This window comes from Streptomyces sp. NPDC053367 (assembly GCF_044545925.1).
Taxonomy (GTDB): domain Bacteria; phylum Actinomycetota; class Actinomycetes; order Streptomycetales; family Streptomycetaceae; genus Streptomyces.
Genome location: NZ_JBITYN010000003.1, coordinates 215,168 through 230,738, shown reverse-complemented (window position 1 = coordinate 230,738; position 15,571 = coordinate 215,168). Strand labels below are relative to the sequence as shown.

General features: G+C 70.1%; 12 protein-coding genes. 1 reads left to right on the top strand and 11 read right to left on the bottom strand.

Annotated features, from left to right (window positions below):
• Positions 1 to 60: 60 nt before the first annotated feature.
• From trxA to ACIGXJ_RS10665, 7 genes are all read right to left on the bottom strand, one after another.
• Complete coding sequence (trxA, locus tag ACIGXJ_RS10695) at positions 61 to 447, bottom strand: thioredoxin (RefSeq protein ID WP_399643673.1); 387 nt, start codon at positions 445 to 447, stop codon at positions 61 to 63.
• A complete protein-coding gene (gene trxB, locus ACIGXJ_RS10690) occupies positions 440 to 1,408 on the bottom strand; it encodes a thioredoxin-disulfide reductase (RefSeq protein ID WP_399642989.1) in 969 nt (322 codons plus the stop codon). The genes trxA and trxB overlap by 8 nt, the downstream gene beginning before the upstream one ends.
• Positions 1,409 to 1,563: 155 nt before the next feature.
• Positions 1,564 to 2,472, bottom strand: a complete 909-nt coding sequence (locus ACIGXJ_RS10685) for a hypothetical protein (protein WP_399642988.1) — start codon at positions 2,470 to 2,472, stop codon at positions 1,564 to 1,566.
• Positions 2,469 to 3,188: an RNA polymerase sigma factor SigM gene (gene sigM / locus ACIGXJ_RS10680; RefSeq protein ID WP_399642987.1), complete on the bottom strand. Its 720-nt coding sequence runs from the start codon at positions 3,186 to 3,188 to the stop codon at positions 2,469 to 2,471. The genes ACIGXJ_RS10685 and sigM overlap by 4 nt, the downstream gene beginning before the upstream one ends.
• 18 nt (positions 3,189 to 3,206) lie before the next feature.
• A complete protein-coding gene (locus ACIGXJ_RS10675) occupies positions 3,207 to 4,904 on the bottom strand; it encodes a protein kinase family protein (RefSeq protein ID WP_399642986.1) in 1,698 nt (565 codons plus the stop codon).
• A gap of 117 nt (positions 4,905 to 5,021) precedes the next feature.
• Complete coding sequence (gene murJ / locus ACIGXJ_RS10670; RefSeq protein WP_399642985.1) at positions 5,022 to 7,346, bottom strand: murein biosynthesis integral membrane protein MurJ; 2,325 nt, start codon at positions 7,344 to 7,346, stop codon at positions 5,022 to 5,024.
• 44 nt (positions 7,347 to 7,390) lie between these two features.
• Positions 7,391 to 9,799 (bottom strand): DUF6049 family protein, encoded by a 2,409-nt coding sequence (locus tag ACIGXJ_RS10665; protein ID WP_399642984.1) that lies wholly within the window; start codon positions 9,797 to 9,799, stop codon positions 7,391 to 7,393.
• A 287-nt stretch (positions 9,800 to 10,086) separates the two neighbouring features.
• Between ACIGXJ_RS10665 and ACIGXJ_RS10660 the strand changes: the two genes are divergently transcribed.
• A complete protein-coding gene (locus ACIGXJ_RS10660; protein WP_399642983.1) occupies positions 10,087 to 11,532 on the top strand; it encodes a CCA tRNA nucleotidyltransferase in 1,446 nt (481 codons plus the stop codon).
• Between the two features lie 119 nt (positions 11,533 to 11,651).
• On the opposite strand, the gene ACIGXJ_RS10655 is transcribed toward ACIGXJ_RS10660, so the two are convergent.
• The 4 genes from ACIGXJ_RS10655 to ACIGXJ_RS10640 form a co-directional block, all read right to left on the bottom strand.
• Positions 11,652 to 12,113 (bottom strand): hypothetical protein, encoded by a 462-nt coding sequence (locus ACIGXJ_RS10655; RefSeq protein WP_399642982.1) that lies wholly within the window; start codon positions 12,111 to 12,113, stop codon positions 11,652 to 11,654.
• Positions 12,114 to 12,237: 124 nt separating this feature from the next.
• Positions 12,238 to 13,500, bottom strand: a complete 1,263-nt coding sequence (locus ACIGXJ_RS10650) for an MFS transporter (protein WP_399642981.1) — start codon at positions 13,498 to 13,500, stop codon at positions 12,238 to 12,240.
• Between the two features lie 85 nt (positions 13,501 to 13,585).
• Entirely contained in the window at positions 13,586 to 14,668 is a 1,083-nt protein-coding gene (locus ACIGXJ_RS10645) for an inositol-3-phosphate synthase (RefSeq protein WP_399642980.1), read from the bottom strand.
• A 47-nt stretch (positions 14,669 to 14,715) separates the two neighbouring features.
• The gene (locus tag ACIGXJ_RS10640) at positions 14,716 to 15,399 is read right to left on the bottom strand and encodes a PadR family transcriptional regulator (RefSeq protein WP_399642979.1); all 684 of its coding nucleotides are present in this window, start codon (positions 15,397 to 15,399) and stop codon (positions 14,716 to 14,718) included.
• Between the last annotated feature and the right edge of the window lie 172 nt (positions 15,400 to 15,571).

The following is a 15,571-nucleotide window of genomic DNA, read 5'->3' as shown; positions in this document are numbered from 1 at the left end:
GCCCTCACGGGCCGGCCCCTTCATGTTTCACGTGAAACGTCGTTCCGTCTCACCCGCACATCACTCGGCGATGAAGTCCTCGAGGTCGCGCAGGATCGCGGCCTTCGGCTTGGCGCCGACGATGGTCTTGGCAACCTCGCCACCCTGGTAGACGTTCAGGGTCGGAATCGACATGACGCCGTACTTGGCAGCCGTGGCCGGGTTCTCGTCGATGTTGAGCTTGACGATCTCGATCTTGTCGCCGTACTCCTCGGCGATCTTCTCGAGCGACGGAGCGATCTGGCGGCACGGACCGCACCAAGCGGCCCAGAAGTCCACCAGGACGGGCTTGTCGCTCTTGAGGACGTCCTGCTCGAAAGAGTCGTCGGTCACGTTCTTCAGGTTGCCGGCCACGAGGGGCTCCTTAACTGATGGGGCGTGGGGCGAGTGCGGGAGGGGGTCAGACAGCGGTCTTCTCGGGCTCGGCCTTGTCGCCGTCCGAGAGGGCCGCGAGGAAGCGCTCGGCGTCCAGGGCGGCGGAACAGCCGGTGCCGGCCGCGGTGATCGCCTGGCGGTAGGTGTGGTCGACGACGTCACCGGCGCCGAACACACCCGTCAGGTTCGTCCGCGTGGAGGGGGCGTCGACCTTCAGGTACCCCTCCTCGTCCAGGTCCAGCTGGCCCTTGAACAGCTCGGTGCGCGGGTCGTGGCCGATCGCGATGAACAGGCCGGTCACCGCAAGCTCCGAGAGCTCGCCGGTCTTGAGGTTCCGAAGCTGCAGGCCGGCCAGCTTCTGCTCGCCCTGGATCTCGGCGACCTCGCTGTCCCAGACGAACTTGATCTTCGGGTCGGCGAAGGCGCGCTCCTGCATGGCCTTGGAGGCCCGCAGGGTGTCCCGGCGGTGGACGATCGTCACGGACTTGGCGAAGCGCGACAGGAAGGTGGCCTCCTCCATCGCGGTGTCGCCGCCGCCGATGACGGCGATGTCCTGGTCCTTGAAGAAGAACCCGTCGCAGGTGGCACACCAGGAGACGCCACGGCCGGAGAGCGCGTCCTCGTTCGGCAGCCCGAGCTTGCGGTGCTGGGAGCCGGTGGCGACGATGACGGCCTTGGCCTGGTGGACCGTGCCCGCGGTGTCCGTGACCGTCTTGATCTCACCGGTCAGATCGACGGAGACGATGTCGTCCGGGATGAGCTCGGCGCCGAACCGCTCGGCCTGGGAGCGCATGTTGTCCATGAGCTCGGGGCCCATGATGCCGTCCTGGAAGCCCGGGAAGTTCTCCACCTCGGTGGTGTTCATCAGCGCACCGCCCGCGGTGACGGCGCCCTCGAACACCAGGGGCTTCAGCGACGCGCGCGCGGTGTAGAGCGCCGCCGTGTAGCCGGCGGGCCCGGAGCCGATGATGATCACGTTACGGACGTCGCTCACGGCTTGATTCCTCGTCTCTGGACTGCGTCGTTCGACCGGTGGGAGCCTTTCGGAACTCTCACCCCACCCAACGGATCCTAAGGGGCGCGCATTCCCGCTGTGTCCGGGCACACGAAGGGGAGACCCACCGGTGACACAAGAGACGAGGTGAGGGGTCAGGGACGGGCGTAGGAGTCCTTCAGTAGAACCTCCGCCTTGGCGGTGGAGTCCTGCTCCACACAGCGGGCGTCGACGATGTAGACGCTGACGCGGCTGCTGTCGGAGGTGTCCGGCAGTACGACGAGGAGCGCCTCGCGACCCTTGTAGACGCCTTCCTCGGTGGCGAGCGCCGTGTCTTTGCGGCCGATGCCCTGTTGCACGCAGTCGGGCACCACGGGCTGCTGGAAGACCCTGGGCCGCCCGGTGTCGGGTCCGCCCTCCACGCCGAGGCTGTGGGGAGTGCGGGACCCCTCGCGCAGGCTCTCCTTCGTGGAGAGGAGGCCGGTGACCTCCCGCTCGAGCGTTCCCGCGGCGAAGGTGTCCGAGGCGGAGGACTGCTCGTCGCGATCGGGCGACGCCGGCGAACCCCCGCCCCACGACGACAGCAGTACGGAACCGAGCCCCAGGGCGGCCGCGGTGAAGGCGGCGCCGAGGACGGCGACCCTGCGCCTGCTGCCCGGACGGCGGCCCTTGCGGCCGGGGCCGGTGGTGGCGGTCCGGGCGTTCCCCGCGGGCCGGTCGGCCGATGTTTCACGTGAAACACGCGCGCTGTTGGCCGCGGTCGGCACGCTGCGCTCGGCGCGTTCCGTGTCCTCGGAGGCCGGCGCGGTGGAGTTCAGCAGTGCTTCCGCCGCCAGCGCCGCGTCGATCCGTCCGGCGACGTCCGCGGGCATCCGCGACGGGCCGGGGAGCGTGCCGAGCAGGCCCCGGATCTCTTCCAGGGACGCGTAGACGTCCGCGCAGAGCTCGCACTCCTCCAGATGCCGTCGTACGTCCGTACTCCGGGTCGGGGGGAGCAGACCCTCGGTGAGGTCGGAGATCTCGGCGACGTCCGGGTGCCCGGCCGTGTCCGTCGTGGAAGTCACGCTCGCCCACCTCCGCCCTTCACTGCAGCTGAGTCGCTTGGCCCGGGTTGCCGGGGACCGGCAGAGCGCGGTCCCGCTGCCGGTGGGACGGATGTCCCCTGCGTCCGGTTCCGTCCTTCGTCCTTCGAAGTGCCCTCACCGGGTCTGTCCGGCCGCAGATGGGTGAGAAGCGGCAGGAGTCTGGCTCTGCCGCGCGCGCAGCGGCTCTTCACCGTCCCGGTCGGCACATCCAGGACGCGGGCGGCCTCGGCGACCGGGTAGCCCTGCATGTCCACCAGGACCAGGGCGGCCCGCTGGTCGGGCGGGAGGGTGCCGAGCGCCTCGATGAGCTGCCGGTGCAGGTCGTTGCGCTCGGCCGGGGCCGAGGCCGACTCGTGCGGCTCCAGCAACTGCTCCAGCCGCTCGGTGTCGTCGACCGGGGCGGTCTTGCGGGAGGCGGTCTTGCGGGCACGGTCCAGGCAGGCGTTCACCGTGATGCGGTGCAGCCAGGTCGTGACGGCCGACTTTCCCTGGAAGGTGTGCGCGGCCCGGTAGGCGGAGACCAGCGCGTCCTGGACGGCGTCCGCGGCCTCCTCCCGGTCGCCCAGCGTCCGCAGGGCCACCGCCCACAGCCGGTCGCGGTGCCGCCGCACCAGCTCACCGAAGGCGTCCGGGTCCCCGGCGACATGCCGGGCCAGAAGGGCCTCGTCCGGTGGTTCCTGCCGGTCGCTGCACACGCCCGCGCCCCCGCTTCCTCAGCTGGTCACCTTGATGTCGACCACGCGGCCGCGGTACTCACCGTTGGACTGCATCGGCAGTTCGGTCAGCCAGACCAGTACATAGCGGGACTTCAGCTCCTTCGCGGGCTTGAGGTCCACCGTGTCACCCGCGCCGTCGGCGACCTTGGTGAACTCCTCGAAGGTCTGCGGCTCGACGTCCCCGTCCGCGGCGAGGAGTTCGACGGACGTGGTGCCCTCGAAGGTGACGGTCACCTTGCCGACGTCCTGGACCTTGCCGAGGTCGAGGATGACACCGACACCGCTCTTGAGGTTTCCGAACTTGGCGGCGAACTCGCCGTAGTACTTGGCCGTCTCCCAGTACGTGCCCGGCGCGCTGTCATAGACCTTGTCTATGTCGCCGGGCTTCTCGGAGCTGTCGCCGAAGGGGTCGAAGTCCCGGGCGCCCTGGATCGCGATCGGCCTGGACGGCTTGGGTTTGTTCTTGTCTCCGCCCTGGGTCGTCTGTGTCTGCGGGGTCTCGGACTTGCCGCCCCGCTCCATCAGGGCCTCCGCCAGCTGCCAGCTGCCCAGGCCGAGGGCGGCGATCAGAAGCGCGGAGACGGCCCACTTCAGGGCCTTGCCGGGGCGGCTCTGCAGCGGGGGCGGCGGGGCCGTCACCGGCTGGGTGACGCCGGGGTGCGGCGCCGGACGGCCGTAGTTGCCCTGCTGGTAGGTGGTGCGCTGGTACTCGGGCGGTGCGGTGAAGGCCGGCTCCGGCGGGCGGATGCGGGGCATCTCGCCGATGGCCTTCACCAGCTCCTCCGGCGTGGTGCACGCGGCCTCGTGCCGGGAAGCCGTCGCCCCGTCGTTGACCAGCGCCCGCATGGCGAGCTCGGACAGCCCGCGGTGCACGCCCGCCCGCACCTGGTCGGGAGCGATCAACCCGATGTCCTTGGGCAGCCCGGACAGACCGTACGCGTCGTTCTCGTACGGCCAGCGCTGGGTGAGGGAGGCGTACAGCAGGGCGCCGATCGCCTCCGTGTCGGTGCGCTGCGGGGAGTCGGAACTGGCGCCGCGCAGGGCCGCGTTGACCGCGAGGCCGCGGATGCGCCACTGGCCGGTGGAGGTGCGCAGGACGGCGTTGGGGTTGAGCCGCAGATGCGCCAGGCCCTCGCGGTGGGCGGCGGCCATCGCGCCGGCGATCTGGCTGACGAGCTGGTAGGCGTCGTGCGGCTCCAACGGCCCTGCCGCGAGCAGCGCCGTCAGTTCGGTGGCGTCGGGCAGCCACTCGTGCACCACGTACACGAGGTCGTTCTCCTCGACGGCGTCGAGGACCTGGACGAAGCGGGGATCACCCAGCAGGGCCGCGGAACGGGCCGCGGCGAGGACGGAACGGGCACGGGAGTGGTCGGCGGGCAGGATGTGGACGCCGACGGCCCGCCGGAGCTTCTCGTCGACGGCGCGCCAACTGCTGAAGCCGTCCAGACGGGTGACGCACTCTTCGAGGCGGTAGCGCCTGGCGAGCTTGTGACCGCTGTGCAGTTCGGGCGGTGAGGCCTTTCCGGGACCTTCGGTCCCGCCGCTCCCCTGTGCCTCGTCGTTGTCCGTGGTCCGCTCCCCGGTCTGGTCCGCCCCGTCGGCCGTGGACTGGTCCGCCTGGTCCGCCTCGGCGGTCAGCGGCGTCTCGCCGCTGTTGTCTGCCACGTCGACGGCAGCCCTGCTCCGTTCCGCCACCGTCGTCCTGCCTCCCCGATCCGTTGCGCGCCGTCCGACGCCGAAACCAATTGTGCCCACAGTCCGCCCCTGTGCACGACACACAGGAGCCGACGATGGTTGTGCGCCTACCCCGCCTCAGCGACCCAGTCGTCCGCGCACCATGCCGACCATCGAGTTCAGCTCCTCGATGCGCATACGTCGGGCCGCGATGTAGAAGACGCCCAGCAGCACGGCACCGCCGAGCAGCAGCGAGGCGAAGGAGCCGAGGACGCCCAGGCCGAGCGCCTGGGTGATGCCGTAACAGGCCGCGCCGCTGAGCAGGGCCGCCGGGACGGAGGCGATGCACAGCCGCGCGTAGGTGCGCAGTACGCGGGCGCCGTCCAGGTCGCCGCCGAGCCGCTTGCTCAGCCGCTGCCAGGCGACGCCGACGCCGATGACATAGGCCAGGCCGTACGAGGCGGCCATGCCGATCACGGCCCAGCGGGCGGGCAGCAGGAGGTAGCAGAGCGCCGAGGCGCCCGCGTTCACTGCGGCCACGATGACCGTGTTGTAGAAGGGGGTGCGGGTGTCTTCGTAGGCGTAGAAGGCGCGCAGGACGACGTACTGGACGGAGTACGGGACCAGACCGAGGCCGAACGCCATCAGCATGTAGCCCATGTTGGTGGCGGCCGCGGTGCCCGAGGAGCCGAAGATCAGGGTGCACATCGGGACGCCGAGCGCGACGAACCCGAAGGCGATCGGGACGATCGCGACGGCCGTGGTGCGCAGGCCCTGCGAGATGTCGTCCCGGACGGCGCCGGCGTCGTCCTCGGCGGCCGACCGGGAGATGCGCGGCAGCAGGGCGGCCATCAGCGAGACCGTGATGATCGCCTGCGGCAGGCCCCAGATGAGCTGGGCGTTGGCGTAGGCGCTGTACCCGGTGCCGCCGATGTTGCCGTCGACGATCGACGCGGTGGCGAGCTGGGACACCACCAGCGCACCCGCCTGGTTGGCCAGCACGAACAGGATCGTCCACTTGGCGAGCACCGCCGCCTTGCCGAGGCCGTGGCCCTTCCAGTCGAAGCGCAGCCGTACCTTGAACCCGGTCTCGCGCAGGTACGGGATCATCGCCAGGGCCTGGACGACCAGGCCGAGGAGGATGCCGATACCGAGGAGGCGCTGGCCCTCCGGCGGGATCGTGTCGACGGTCATGTGCGAGTTGGCCGCGCTGCCGTACACCCAGACGAACATTCCGAGGGTGACGATGATGACGATGTTGTTCAGGACCGGGGTCCACATCATCGCCCCGAACCGGCCGCGGGCGTTGAGGATCTGGCCCATCACCACATGGATGCCCATGAAGAAGATCGAGGGCAGGAAGTAGCGGGTGAAGGTGATGGCGACGTCGTTGGCCGCCGCGTCGGAGGCGACGGGGTTGGACAGGGCGCGGACCAGCAGCGGCGCGGCGAACATGCCGGCCACGGTGAGGGTGCCGAGCGCCACCATGACCAGGGTCAGCAGCCGGTTGGCGTAGGCCTCGCCGCCGTCCTCGTCGTCCTTCATGGCGCGCACGAGCTGCGGGACGAAGACGGAGTTGAGACCGCCGCCGACGGTCAGGATGTAGATCATCGTCGGCAGCTGGTACGCCACCTGGAAGGTGTCGCCGAGAAGAGCGGTGCCCAGCGCCGAGACGATCAGCACCGAGCGGATGAGCCCGGTGAGCCGGGACACCATCGTGCCCGCCGCCATCACCGCGCTGGACTTCAGCAGGCCCGACGCGCGGCCGCCCTTCCTCGCCGGGGAAGCGGGGGAAGCGGGGGGAGCGGTGGCCGCGGCAGCGGGCGCGGGCGCCGGCGCGGCCGGCTCGACGGGGGACGGCACGGGCGCCTGGTACTGCTGCGCGGCTGGGTACTGCTCCGGAGCCGCGGCCTGGGGCGTCCCGTACGGGGCCCCGGGTGCGCCCTGGTACGGCGCCGCCGCGGGCCCCGGCACGGACGGGTGGTCGGACGGATGGCCGCCGCCCTGCTGCTGGTCGCGGAAGAGATGCGCGAAGGCGTCCGGCTCGTGGTGCTCCTCGGCGGCCTGGGTCACCAGGTCGTCGACGCCCACGTACTGCGTGGTCCGCGGGTCGTCGCCGTAGGGCAGGTACTGGGTCGCGCCGTCCGGCTCGGGGGCAGGCGTCTGGGCCCATACGCGCGGATCGGGCGCGTACGGCGACTGCGGCGGCTGGGCGTACAGCGGCTGCTGCGGATAGCTGCCCGGGGGCGGCGGCGGGTGCGCGGCGCGATCGTAGAGCGCCTCGGAGACCGGGTCCTGGGCGGAGAGGTCCTGTGCCCGGTAGGGGTCCTGGTCGTAGGCGTCCTGGAGGTACATGTCCGCCGGGTGCTGCGGCGGCACCTGGCCGTGCTCGGGCGGCGGGCCCTCGGGGTGGCCCGGTTCGCCCGCGGCCCGGCCGCGGTCACCGTCGTACGGCGCGTTCATGGTTACCCCACCTCATCGTCCCGGGCCCACCGGCCACGACATCCTCAACGGTCCACTCTCTCACCCGTGCCGGACGGGTCCGTGTTTTCCGCTGCGGTGTCCGGTGTCGGGTCACTCGGCTGCTGCGGCTCGCCTGCCCGGGAGCGGGCGTCCGACTCCTCGGACGTCCCGGTCTCCTCGGTGAGACGGCCATCGGGGCCGTCCGGGTTCACCGGTCCTTCGGCGGACTCGGTCGTCTCCTCGGGGCCGTCCTCCTCGGCGTCGCGGGCCGCGGCACGCTTGCGCTGGGTGTACATCCGGAAGCCGGCCAGTACCAGCAGCAGGACACCGCCGCCGATGACGAGCATGACCGTCGCGGTGAACTCGGTGACGCGCACGTCGAAGGTGACGGGAGAGCCGTAGGGCCGGCCGTCCTCGGTGAACAGCTGGGCGATCACCGTGACCTTGCCGTTGGCGTTGGCGGAGGTGGTGAACTTCACCGACTGGCTGTGCCCGCCGGAGACGGCGACCGCCTGCTCGTCGTACGCCTCGCCGCCGATCTCCAGCCGGTTGGGGCTGGTGGAGGTGAGCCGCAGGACGAGGTGGTCGACGCCCTGCACCAGGTTGTTCTGGACCGTGACCGGGATGGTGGCGCTGCGTCCGGAGAGCTTGGTCTCGGACTTCTCGATCAGGCTGACCTGCTGCGCGATGTCGTCGAGATAGCCCTCCACGCCGTCGCGGAAGTTCTGGCCGGCGACCTTGTGGCCGCGCCAGGACGTGGACATCTCGCGGTTCATGGCCCGGCCGAACGGGGTCACCACACGGGACTCGTCGCTGAGGATCACCGTGAAGTTGTCGAGCTTCTCCTGGGTGACCGCGATCTGCTCGAACGCCGCGCGCGGCAGCTCCCGCCTGCGCAGCGATGCCGGGTAGCGCGACGCGGAGGGCACCTCGGTGGTCGCCTCGGGGTCCGGCTTGGCGGCGGCGGTGTCCGTGAGGGTCTGGGTCTCGTTCCAGGGGCTGCCCTGGAGGGCGGCGATCGCCTGGGCCATCGTGTGGGCCTGGCTGATGGTGGGGGTGCGCTGCGGCGCCACCACGATGCTGCGCTGCTTGTCCGTCTGGAGGTTCAGGGCCAGGTGCTGCGCGAGGAAGCGCTGCACGGTGAGCGTCCCGGCCGACGCCGTCGCCAGATCGCCCTGGAAGGCGGTCGACAGCCGGGCGTCCGCGACGACCGCGGTGGTGCCGCCACCGATGGGCCGCGGCGCCGACGGCGTGTAGGTCAGTCCGCTGGTCTCCTCGAGGCTGTCGCTGCGCGCGATCACCTTGTCGGCGCCCGCAGAGGTGGCGACCTTGACGATCGACGGGTCGACGGCGCCGTTCACGGGCCACGCGAAGTCCGTGGAGGGCTTCACATGGATGATCGTCTCCACCGTCCGTGCGGCGACCTCGGTGGCCTCCTTGAGGTGGCTGAGCGAGCCGGTGACCTTGGTGCCGTTGTGGGCCAGTGACGCCAGGTCGGCGTCACCGAAGGGCAGCGCGACGATCTCCTTGCCCTCGACGGCCTCCTGCAGCTCGGCCAGCCACTGCTTGGCGACGTTCTGGCTGCGGCCCGGCGTGGTGGTGCCGCCCTCGCCCTGGATCTCGTAGCTCTCCGTCATGGCGTCGACGGATGCGAGCAGGTCCGGGTCGATCACCCAGGTGACGTCGAGTTCCTTGCCGAGCGCCACCATCTGTTCCAGGCGGCCGCCGGGCGCGAGGTCCCCGGCGAGGCTGTCGTCGAGGAAGACCGGCGTCTGCTTCTCGTTGGAACCCGTCCGCGCGGTCATATGGGGCTCGGAGATCAGCGGCCACAGGAACGTCGTCCGCGTGGTGCTGTCCGCCTCGCCGGGCTGCCAGGGCAGGAAGGTCCGCTGGAAGCCCAGCACCTGCTCCCACTGCTGGATGGACGTCTCTCCGGAGAGCGCGACGCCGAGCTGGTAGACGCCCGCCTCACCGAGGTCGAGGTCCTCCACGGGCACGGAGATGCTGAAGCGCTCCGCGACACCGGGAGTGAGTTCGGGCAGCTTCTCCGCGTACTCGTCGCCGATCTCGGTGCCGTCCGAGCCCGCCGTGTACTCGCCGCCCGCGGCGGCGTCGTCGATCCCCGAGCGGGTGTCCAGCTCCGGCCCGAGGAGCAGATCGAGGCGGGCGTCCGTGATCGTCTGCCGGCCGTTGTTGGTCACGGTGCCGGAGACGGTCAGGGTGTCGTCCTCGGTGGGGACGGCGGGACTGAGCGAGTCCAGCGAGACGGCGACCGTGCGCGAGCCGGAGGCGGCCTTCGCCGAGGCGGGGGCCGCGGCCTGCGCGGTGGAACCGACGGTCAGCTGCAGCAGCCCGGCCAGCAGAGGAGCGGTGGTGAGCACGGCCGCGGTGCGCCGCAGACGGCGGCGGGCAGGTGAGGGAGTGGTCCCCTGGAAGTCTGCCGCCTCGGCCACGCGCTCGCCCGTCCCTCGTCGTCGTCAGTGGTCGTTCCCATGTGCGTCCACGCATGGTAACGATGCGCGCTGAGAGGAAGTGCCGCGGACTGCTCCACAAGATCGGTCCGGGGTGGTTGTCCGCTCTATATGTGCGCTTGGCCTGCGCAGGCGCCGAATGCGTTGAGTTACGTCACAACAGCAGGCTTTGGGTGTGTGCGACGGGTGACCGTCCGTGATCCCGCCGGAGCCGGCGACCGCTTAATGGGGGCGCTGGGCGATGCTTCGGCCACGTACCCTCTTCTTTTGTGCCGAACGCCAACGAACACCACCCCATTGCCCCGGAGCACGACCACGCGGTGACCGAGCCGCTGCAGGTCGCGCCAGTCGCCGACGACCTGGCCCGCCGTTTCCAGGCGGCCGGATTCTCGCTCGCCCTGGTCGGCGGCTCGGTACGGGACGCGCTCCTCGGCCGGCTCGGCAACGACCTCGACTTCACCACGGACGCGCGCCCCGAGGACGTCCTGAAGATCGTGCGGCCCTGGGCGGACGCCGTGTGGGACGTCGGCATCGCCTTCGGCACCGTCGGTGCGCAGAAGGACGGCTACCAGATCGAGGTGACCACCTACCGGTCCGAGGCCTACGACCGGACCTCGCGCAAGCCCGAGGTGTCGTACGGCGACTCCATCGAGGAGGACCTCGTCCGGCGTGACTTCACCGTCAACGCGATGGCGGTCGCGCTTCCGGAGAAGAAGTTCATCGACCCGCACGGTGGCCTGGACGACCTAGCCGCGCGAGTGCTGCGCACCCCGGGGACGCCCGAGGCGTCGTTCTCGGACGACCCGCTGCGGATGATGCGCGCTGCGCGGTTCGCGGCGCAGCTCGACTTCGAGGTGGCTCCCGAGGTCGTCACCGCCATGACGGAGATGGCCGACCGTATCGAGATCGTCTCCGCCGAGCGGGTGCGCGACGAGCTGAACAAGCTCGTCCTGTCCGCCCACCCTCGCAAGGGCCTGACCCTTCTGGTCGACACCGGGCTCGCCGAGCATGTGCTGCCCGAGCTGCCGGCGCTGCGGCTGGAGAGGGACGAGCACCACCGGCACAAGGACGTGTACGACCACACGCTGATCGTCCTGGAGCAGGCGATGGCGCTGGAGGAGAACGGCCCCGACCTGACACTCCGGCTGGCCGCGCTGCTGCATGACATCGGCAAGCCGCGCACGCGCCGCTTCGAGAGCGACGGCCGGGTCTCGTTCCACCACCACGAGGTGGTCGGCGCGAAGATGACCAAGAAGCGCATGACGGCGCTGAAGTACTCCAACGAACTGGTCAAGGACGTCTCGCGTCTCGTCGAGCTGCACCTGCGCTTCCACGGCTACGGCACCGGCGAGTGGACCGACTCCGCCGTCCGCCGCTACGTCCGTGACGCCGGCCCGCTTCTCGATCGTCTCCACAAGCTGACCCGCTCGGACTGCACCACGCGCAACAAGCGCAGGGCGGCGCAGCTGTCCCGGGCGTACGACGGTCTGGAGGAGCGCATCGAGCAGCTCAAGGAGCAGGAGGAGCTGGACGCCATCCGGCCCGACCTCGACGGCAACCAGATCATGGAGATCCTCGACGTCAAGCCGGGCCCTGCCGTCGGTCGCGCCTACAAGCACCTGCTGGAGCTGCGCCTGGAGCACGGGCCCATGGGCCGCGATGCTGCGGTGGAGGCCCTGAAGGAGTGGTGGGCCAAGCAGGAGCGGAACTCCTGAAGCCCGGTCAGCGAGAGGGGGCGCCATGTTTCACGTGAAACATGGCGCCCCCTTCGACGTTTCACGTGAAACACCGCTGGTTTCACGTGAAACACGGCTTCTTCGCCGCGCGTCGTGCCCTACTTGACTTCCTTCAGGCACAGAACGAGGTCGCGGCCCTCGCCCGTCTGGTAGTACGCGATCTCGGTGCCCGTCACCGTGTTGCACTTGTCGGTGTCGCTGGTGTCGTCGAACTTCTCGATCACCTTGTACTGGGCGTCACTGGACGAGCAGTCGACCGTCTCGAGGTCGGCCGAGGTCATCGAGCCCTTGTTGTGCATGCAGTCGCCGACGGCCGTGGTCTCCGCGTCGGTCTTGCCCATCTGCCACTTGACCACGGCGATGATGATGGCGACGAGGATGAAGCCGCCGATGCGCAGCAGCTTCTTCCTGAAGGGCTTGGCAGGCGCGGGCGGCGGCACGGGCGCACCCTGGGGCGGGAAGCCCGGCTGCCCCGGCTGCTGAGGCGCCATCTGCCCCTGAGCGTAGGGGTTCTGACCCTGGGCGAACGGGTTCTGGCCCTGGGGCGGCGGAGTGGACATGCGGGGGTCCCCCTTGGAGCGCGCTCGTGTGACGCACATAAGAAATGGATAAGACCCACGTAAGGTAGCGGCCCCCTCTGACAACGGGAGTGGCAGGAGGGGCTCTGTGGCATTGATGTGACACTCAGCGGTGTTCAAAACGAGCCAAAGCCACCGCAACCGCCCCGTAGACAGCAGCCACCGTCAGCACGAGCGGCACCGAGCGGCCGTCGGACGGCAGCATCAGCGCGGCCACACCCGCCGCGCCGACGAAGGCGATGTTGAACAGGACGTCGTAGACGGAGAACACCCGGCCGCGGAAGCCGTCCTCGACCGAGGACTGGATGATGGTGTCGGTCGAGATCTTCGCGCCCTGCGTGGTGAGCCCCAGGACGAAGGCGGCCGCCAGCAGCGGGCCCGTGGCGAACGGCAGCCCGAGAACCGGCTCCAGCACCGCGGCGGCCGCCGCGCACACGGCGATCCACCGCCCGGGCCCCAGCCGCCCCGCCGCCCAGGGCGTCAGCACGGCCGCCGCGAAGAAGCCCGCTGCGGAGAGGCCGAGGGCCAGACCGAGCAGCGCGAGCCCGTCATCGGACTCGGACGTCAGGGCGTACCGGCACAGCATCAGCACCATGACCGTCAGGGCGCCGTAGCAGAACCGCATCAGGGTCATCGCGCCGAGTGCCCAGGCGGCCTCGCGGCGCGGGGGCTCCGCCAGGTGACGGACGCCTGCGGCCAGGTCCCGGGCCGTGCCGGACAGGGCCGTCGCGAGCCGCGGCCGTACGAGAGCGAGGTCGGGGCCCAGCAGTTCGCGCGGGATGCGCAGTGCGGCGACGGCCCCGCAGAGGTAGAGCGCGGCGCCGAGGAACACCACGGCGGCGTCGGAGTCGGCCGCCAGCAGCCGGACGCCGAAGGCGAGGCCGCCGCCCGCGGTCGCGGCGAGGGTGCCGGCGGTCGGTGAGAGGGAGTTGGCCATGACCAGGCGCTCGCTGTCCACCACCCGCGGCAGCGCGGCCGAGAGACCCGCCAGGACGAAGCGGTTGACCGCGGTGACGCACAGGGCTGAGACGTAGAAGAGCCAGTCGGGGGCCTGGCCGACGATCAGCAGCGCGGTCACGGTCGCCAGCAGCGCGCGCAGCACGTTGCCGTGGACGAAGACCTGCCGGCGGCGCCAGCGGTCGAGGAGCACACCGGCGAACGGGCCGACGAGGGAGTAGGGAAGCAGGAGCACGGCCATCGCGGAGGCGATCGCGGCCGCGGAGGTCTGTTTCTCCGGGGAGAAGACCACGTAGGTGGCGAGTCCGACCTGGTAGACGCCGTCGGCGCCCTGGGAGAGCAGTCGTACGGCGAGCAGCCGCCGGAAGTTCCGGAGGCGCAACAGGACCCGAAGATCACCTACGACGGCCATGGGGCACAGCCTCACATACGGCGAGGGTCCCCGGGCGCGATGCCCCGGGGACCCTCGAACAGCCCGTCGGAAAGGTGAGCCCTGCTTAGCGCTCGACCTCGCCCTTGATGAACTTCTCGACGTTCTCGCGGGCCTCGTCGTCGAAGTACTGCACCGGCGGGCTCTTCATGAAGTAGCTCGACGCGGACAGGATCGGACCGCCGATGCCGCGGTCCTTGGCGATCTTCGCGGCGCGCAGGGCGTCGATGATGACACCCGCGGAGTTCGGGGAGTCCCAGACCTCGAGCTTGTACTCCAGGTTCAGCGGGACGTCACCGAAGGCGCGGCCCTCGAGGCGGACGTAGGCCCACTTGCGGTCGTCGAGCCACGCGACGTAGTCGGACGGGCCGATGTGGACGTTCTTCTCGCCGAGGTCCCGGTCGGGGATCTGGGAGGTGACGGCCTGCGTCTTGGAGATCTTCTTGGACTCGAGGCGCTCGCGCTCGAGCATGTTCTTGAAGTCCATGTTGCCGCCGACGTTCAGCTGCATCGTGCGGTCGAGGACGACACCGCGGTCCTCGAACAGCTTCGCCATGACGCGGTGCGTGATGGTGGCGCCGACCTGGGACTTGATGTCGTCGCCGACGATCGGGACGCCCGCCTCGGTGAACTTGTCCGCCCACTCCTTCGTACCGGCGATGAAGACCGGAAGGGCGTTGACGAAGGCGACCTTGGCGTCGATGGCGCACTGGGCGTAGAACTTCGCCGCGTCCTCGGAACCGACGGGCAGGTAGCAGACGAGGACGTCGACCTGCTTGTCCTTGAGGATCTGGACGACGTCGACCGGGGCCTCGGCCGACTCCTCGATGGTCTCGCGGTAGTACTTGCCGAGGCCGTCGAGGGTGTGGCCGCGCTGGACGGTCACGCCGGTGTTCGGCACGTCGCAGATCTTGATGGTGTTGTTCTCGGAGGCGCCGATGGCGTCGGCGAGGTCGAGACCGACCTTCTTCGCGTCGACGTCGAAGGCAGCGACGAACTCCACGTCACGGACGTGGTAGTCGCCGAACTGGACGTGCATCAGGCCCGGGACCTTGGACGCCGGGTCGGCGTCCTTGTAGTACTCGACGCCCTGCACCAGCGACGCGGCGCAGTTGCCCACGCCGACGATGGCTACGCGAACCGAACCCATTCCGGTTGCTCCCTGTGTGTGTACTCGGTGAAGCCCTTTTGGGACCTTCACGTGGCGGTGTCGTCGGGCGTATCCGGCCGGGGCGTGTCCCCGGACCGGGGCAGGCCGCCCGTCGCTCCAGATGTGGTGTCCTGCTGAGCGGGCTCCCCGGTGGCGGAACCCCGAAGGTCCCGCCCGGCCCGCTCGCTCTCGATGAGCTCGTTCAGCCAGCGCACTTCGCGCTCCACGGACTCCATACCGTGGCGCTGGAGCTCGAGGGTGTAGTCGTCGAGGCGCTCCCGGGTGCGCGCGAGCGAGGCGCGCATCTTCTCCAGGCGTTCCTCCAGGCGGCTGCGGCGGCCTTCGAGCACGCGCATGCGTACGTCGCGCGAGGTCTGCCCGAAGAAGGCGAAGCGGGCGGCGAAGTGCTCGTCCTCGTACGCGTCGGGCCCCGTCTGCGACAGCAGCTGCTCGAAGTGTTCCTTGCCTTCCGCCGTCAGCCTGTAGACGATCTTGGCGCGCTTGCCGGCGAGGGAGGCGGCCAGGGCGTCCTCGGGGGCGCTCCCCGGCTCCTCGATCAACCAGCCGTTGGCGACCAGCGTCTTCAGGCAGGGGTAGAGCGTCCCGTAGCTGAACGCACGGAACACACCCAGTGACGTATTGAGTCGTTTGCGCAGCTCATAGCCGTGCATAGGGGATTCGCGGAGCAGGCCGAGTACGGCGAACTCGAGGATCCCGGAACGCCGGCTCATTGTCGCCTCCTCTCTGCCGCGACCCGCGTGACGGGCCCTTTGACGGTTCTTATGTCGTGCTGATGTATCGACTCGATACATCAGCACGATAGAACGGCGGTGCTGGTGCGACAAGAGGGGGGATGGTGAGCGGCGTCACATCACTGATTCGCCGGGGGCAAGTTGCCTGATT

Excerpts from the sequence above, each read along its gene's own strand:
- ACIGXJ_RS10640 (WP_399642979.1), bottom strand. The coding sequence starts at position 15,399 with ATGAGCCGGCGTTCCGGGATCCTCGAGTTCGCCGTACTCGGCCTGCTC.
- ACIGXJ_RS10645 (WP_399642980.1), bottom strand. The coding sequence starts at position 14,668 with ATGGGTTCGGTTCGCGTAGCCATCGTCGGCGTGGGCAACTGCGCCGCG.
- murJ (WP_399642985.1), bottom strand. The coding sequence starts at position 7,346 with ATGAACGCGCCGTACGACGGTGACCGCGGCCGGGCCGCGGGCGAACCG.
- ACIGXJ_RS10650 (WP_399642981.1), bottom strand. The coding sequence starts at position 13,500 with ATGGCCGTCGTAGGTGATCTTCGGGTCCTGTTGCGCCTCCGGAACTTC.
- ACIGXJ_RS10655 (WP_399642982.1), bottom strand. The coding sequence starts at position 12,113 with ATGTCCACTCCGCCGCCCCAGGGCCAGAACCCGTTCGCCCAGGGTCAG.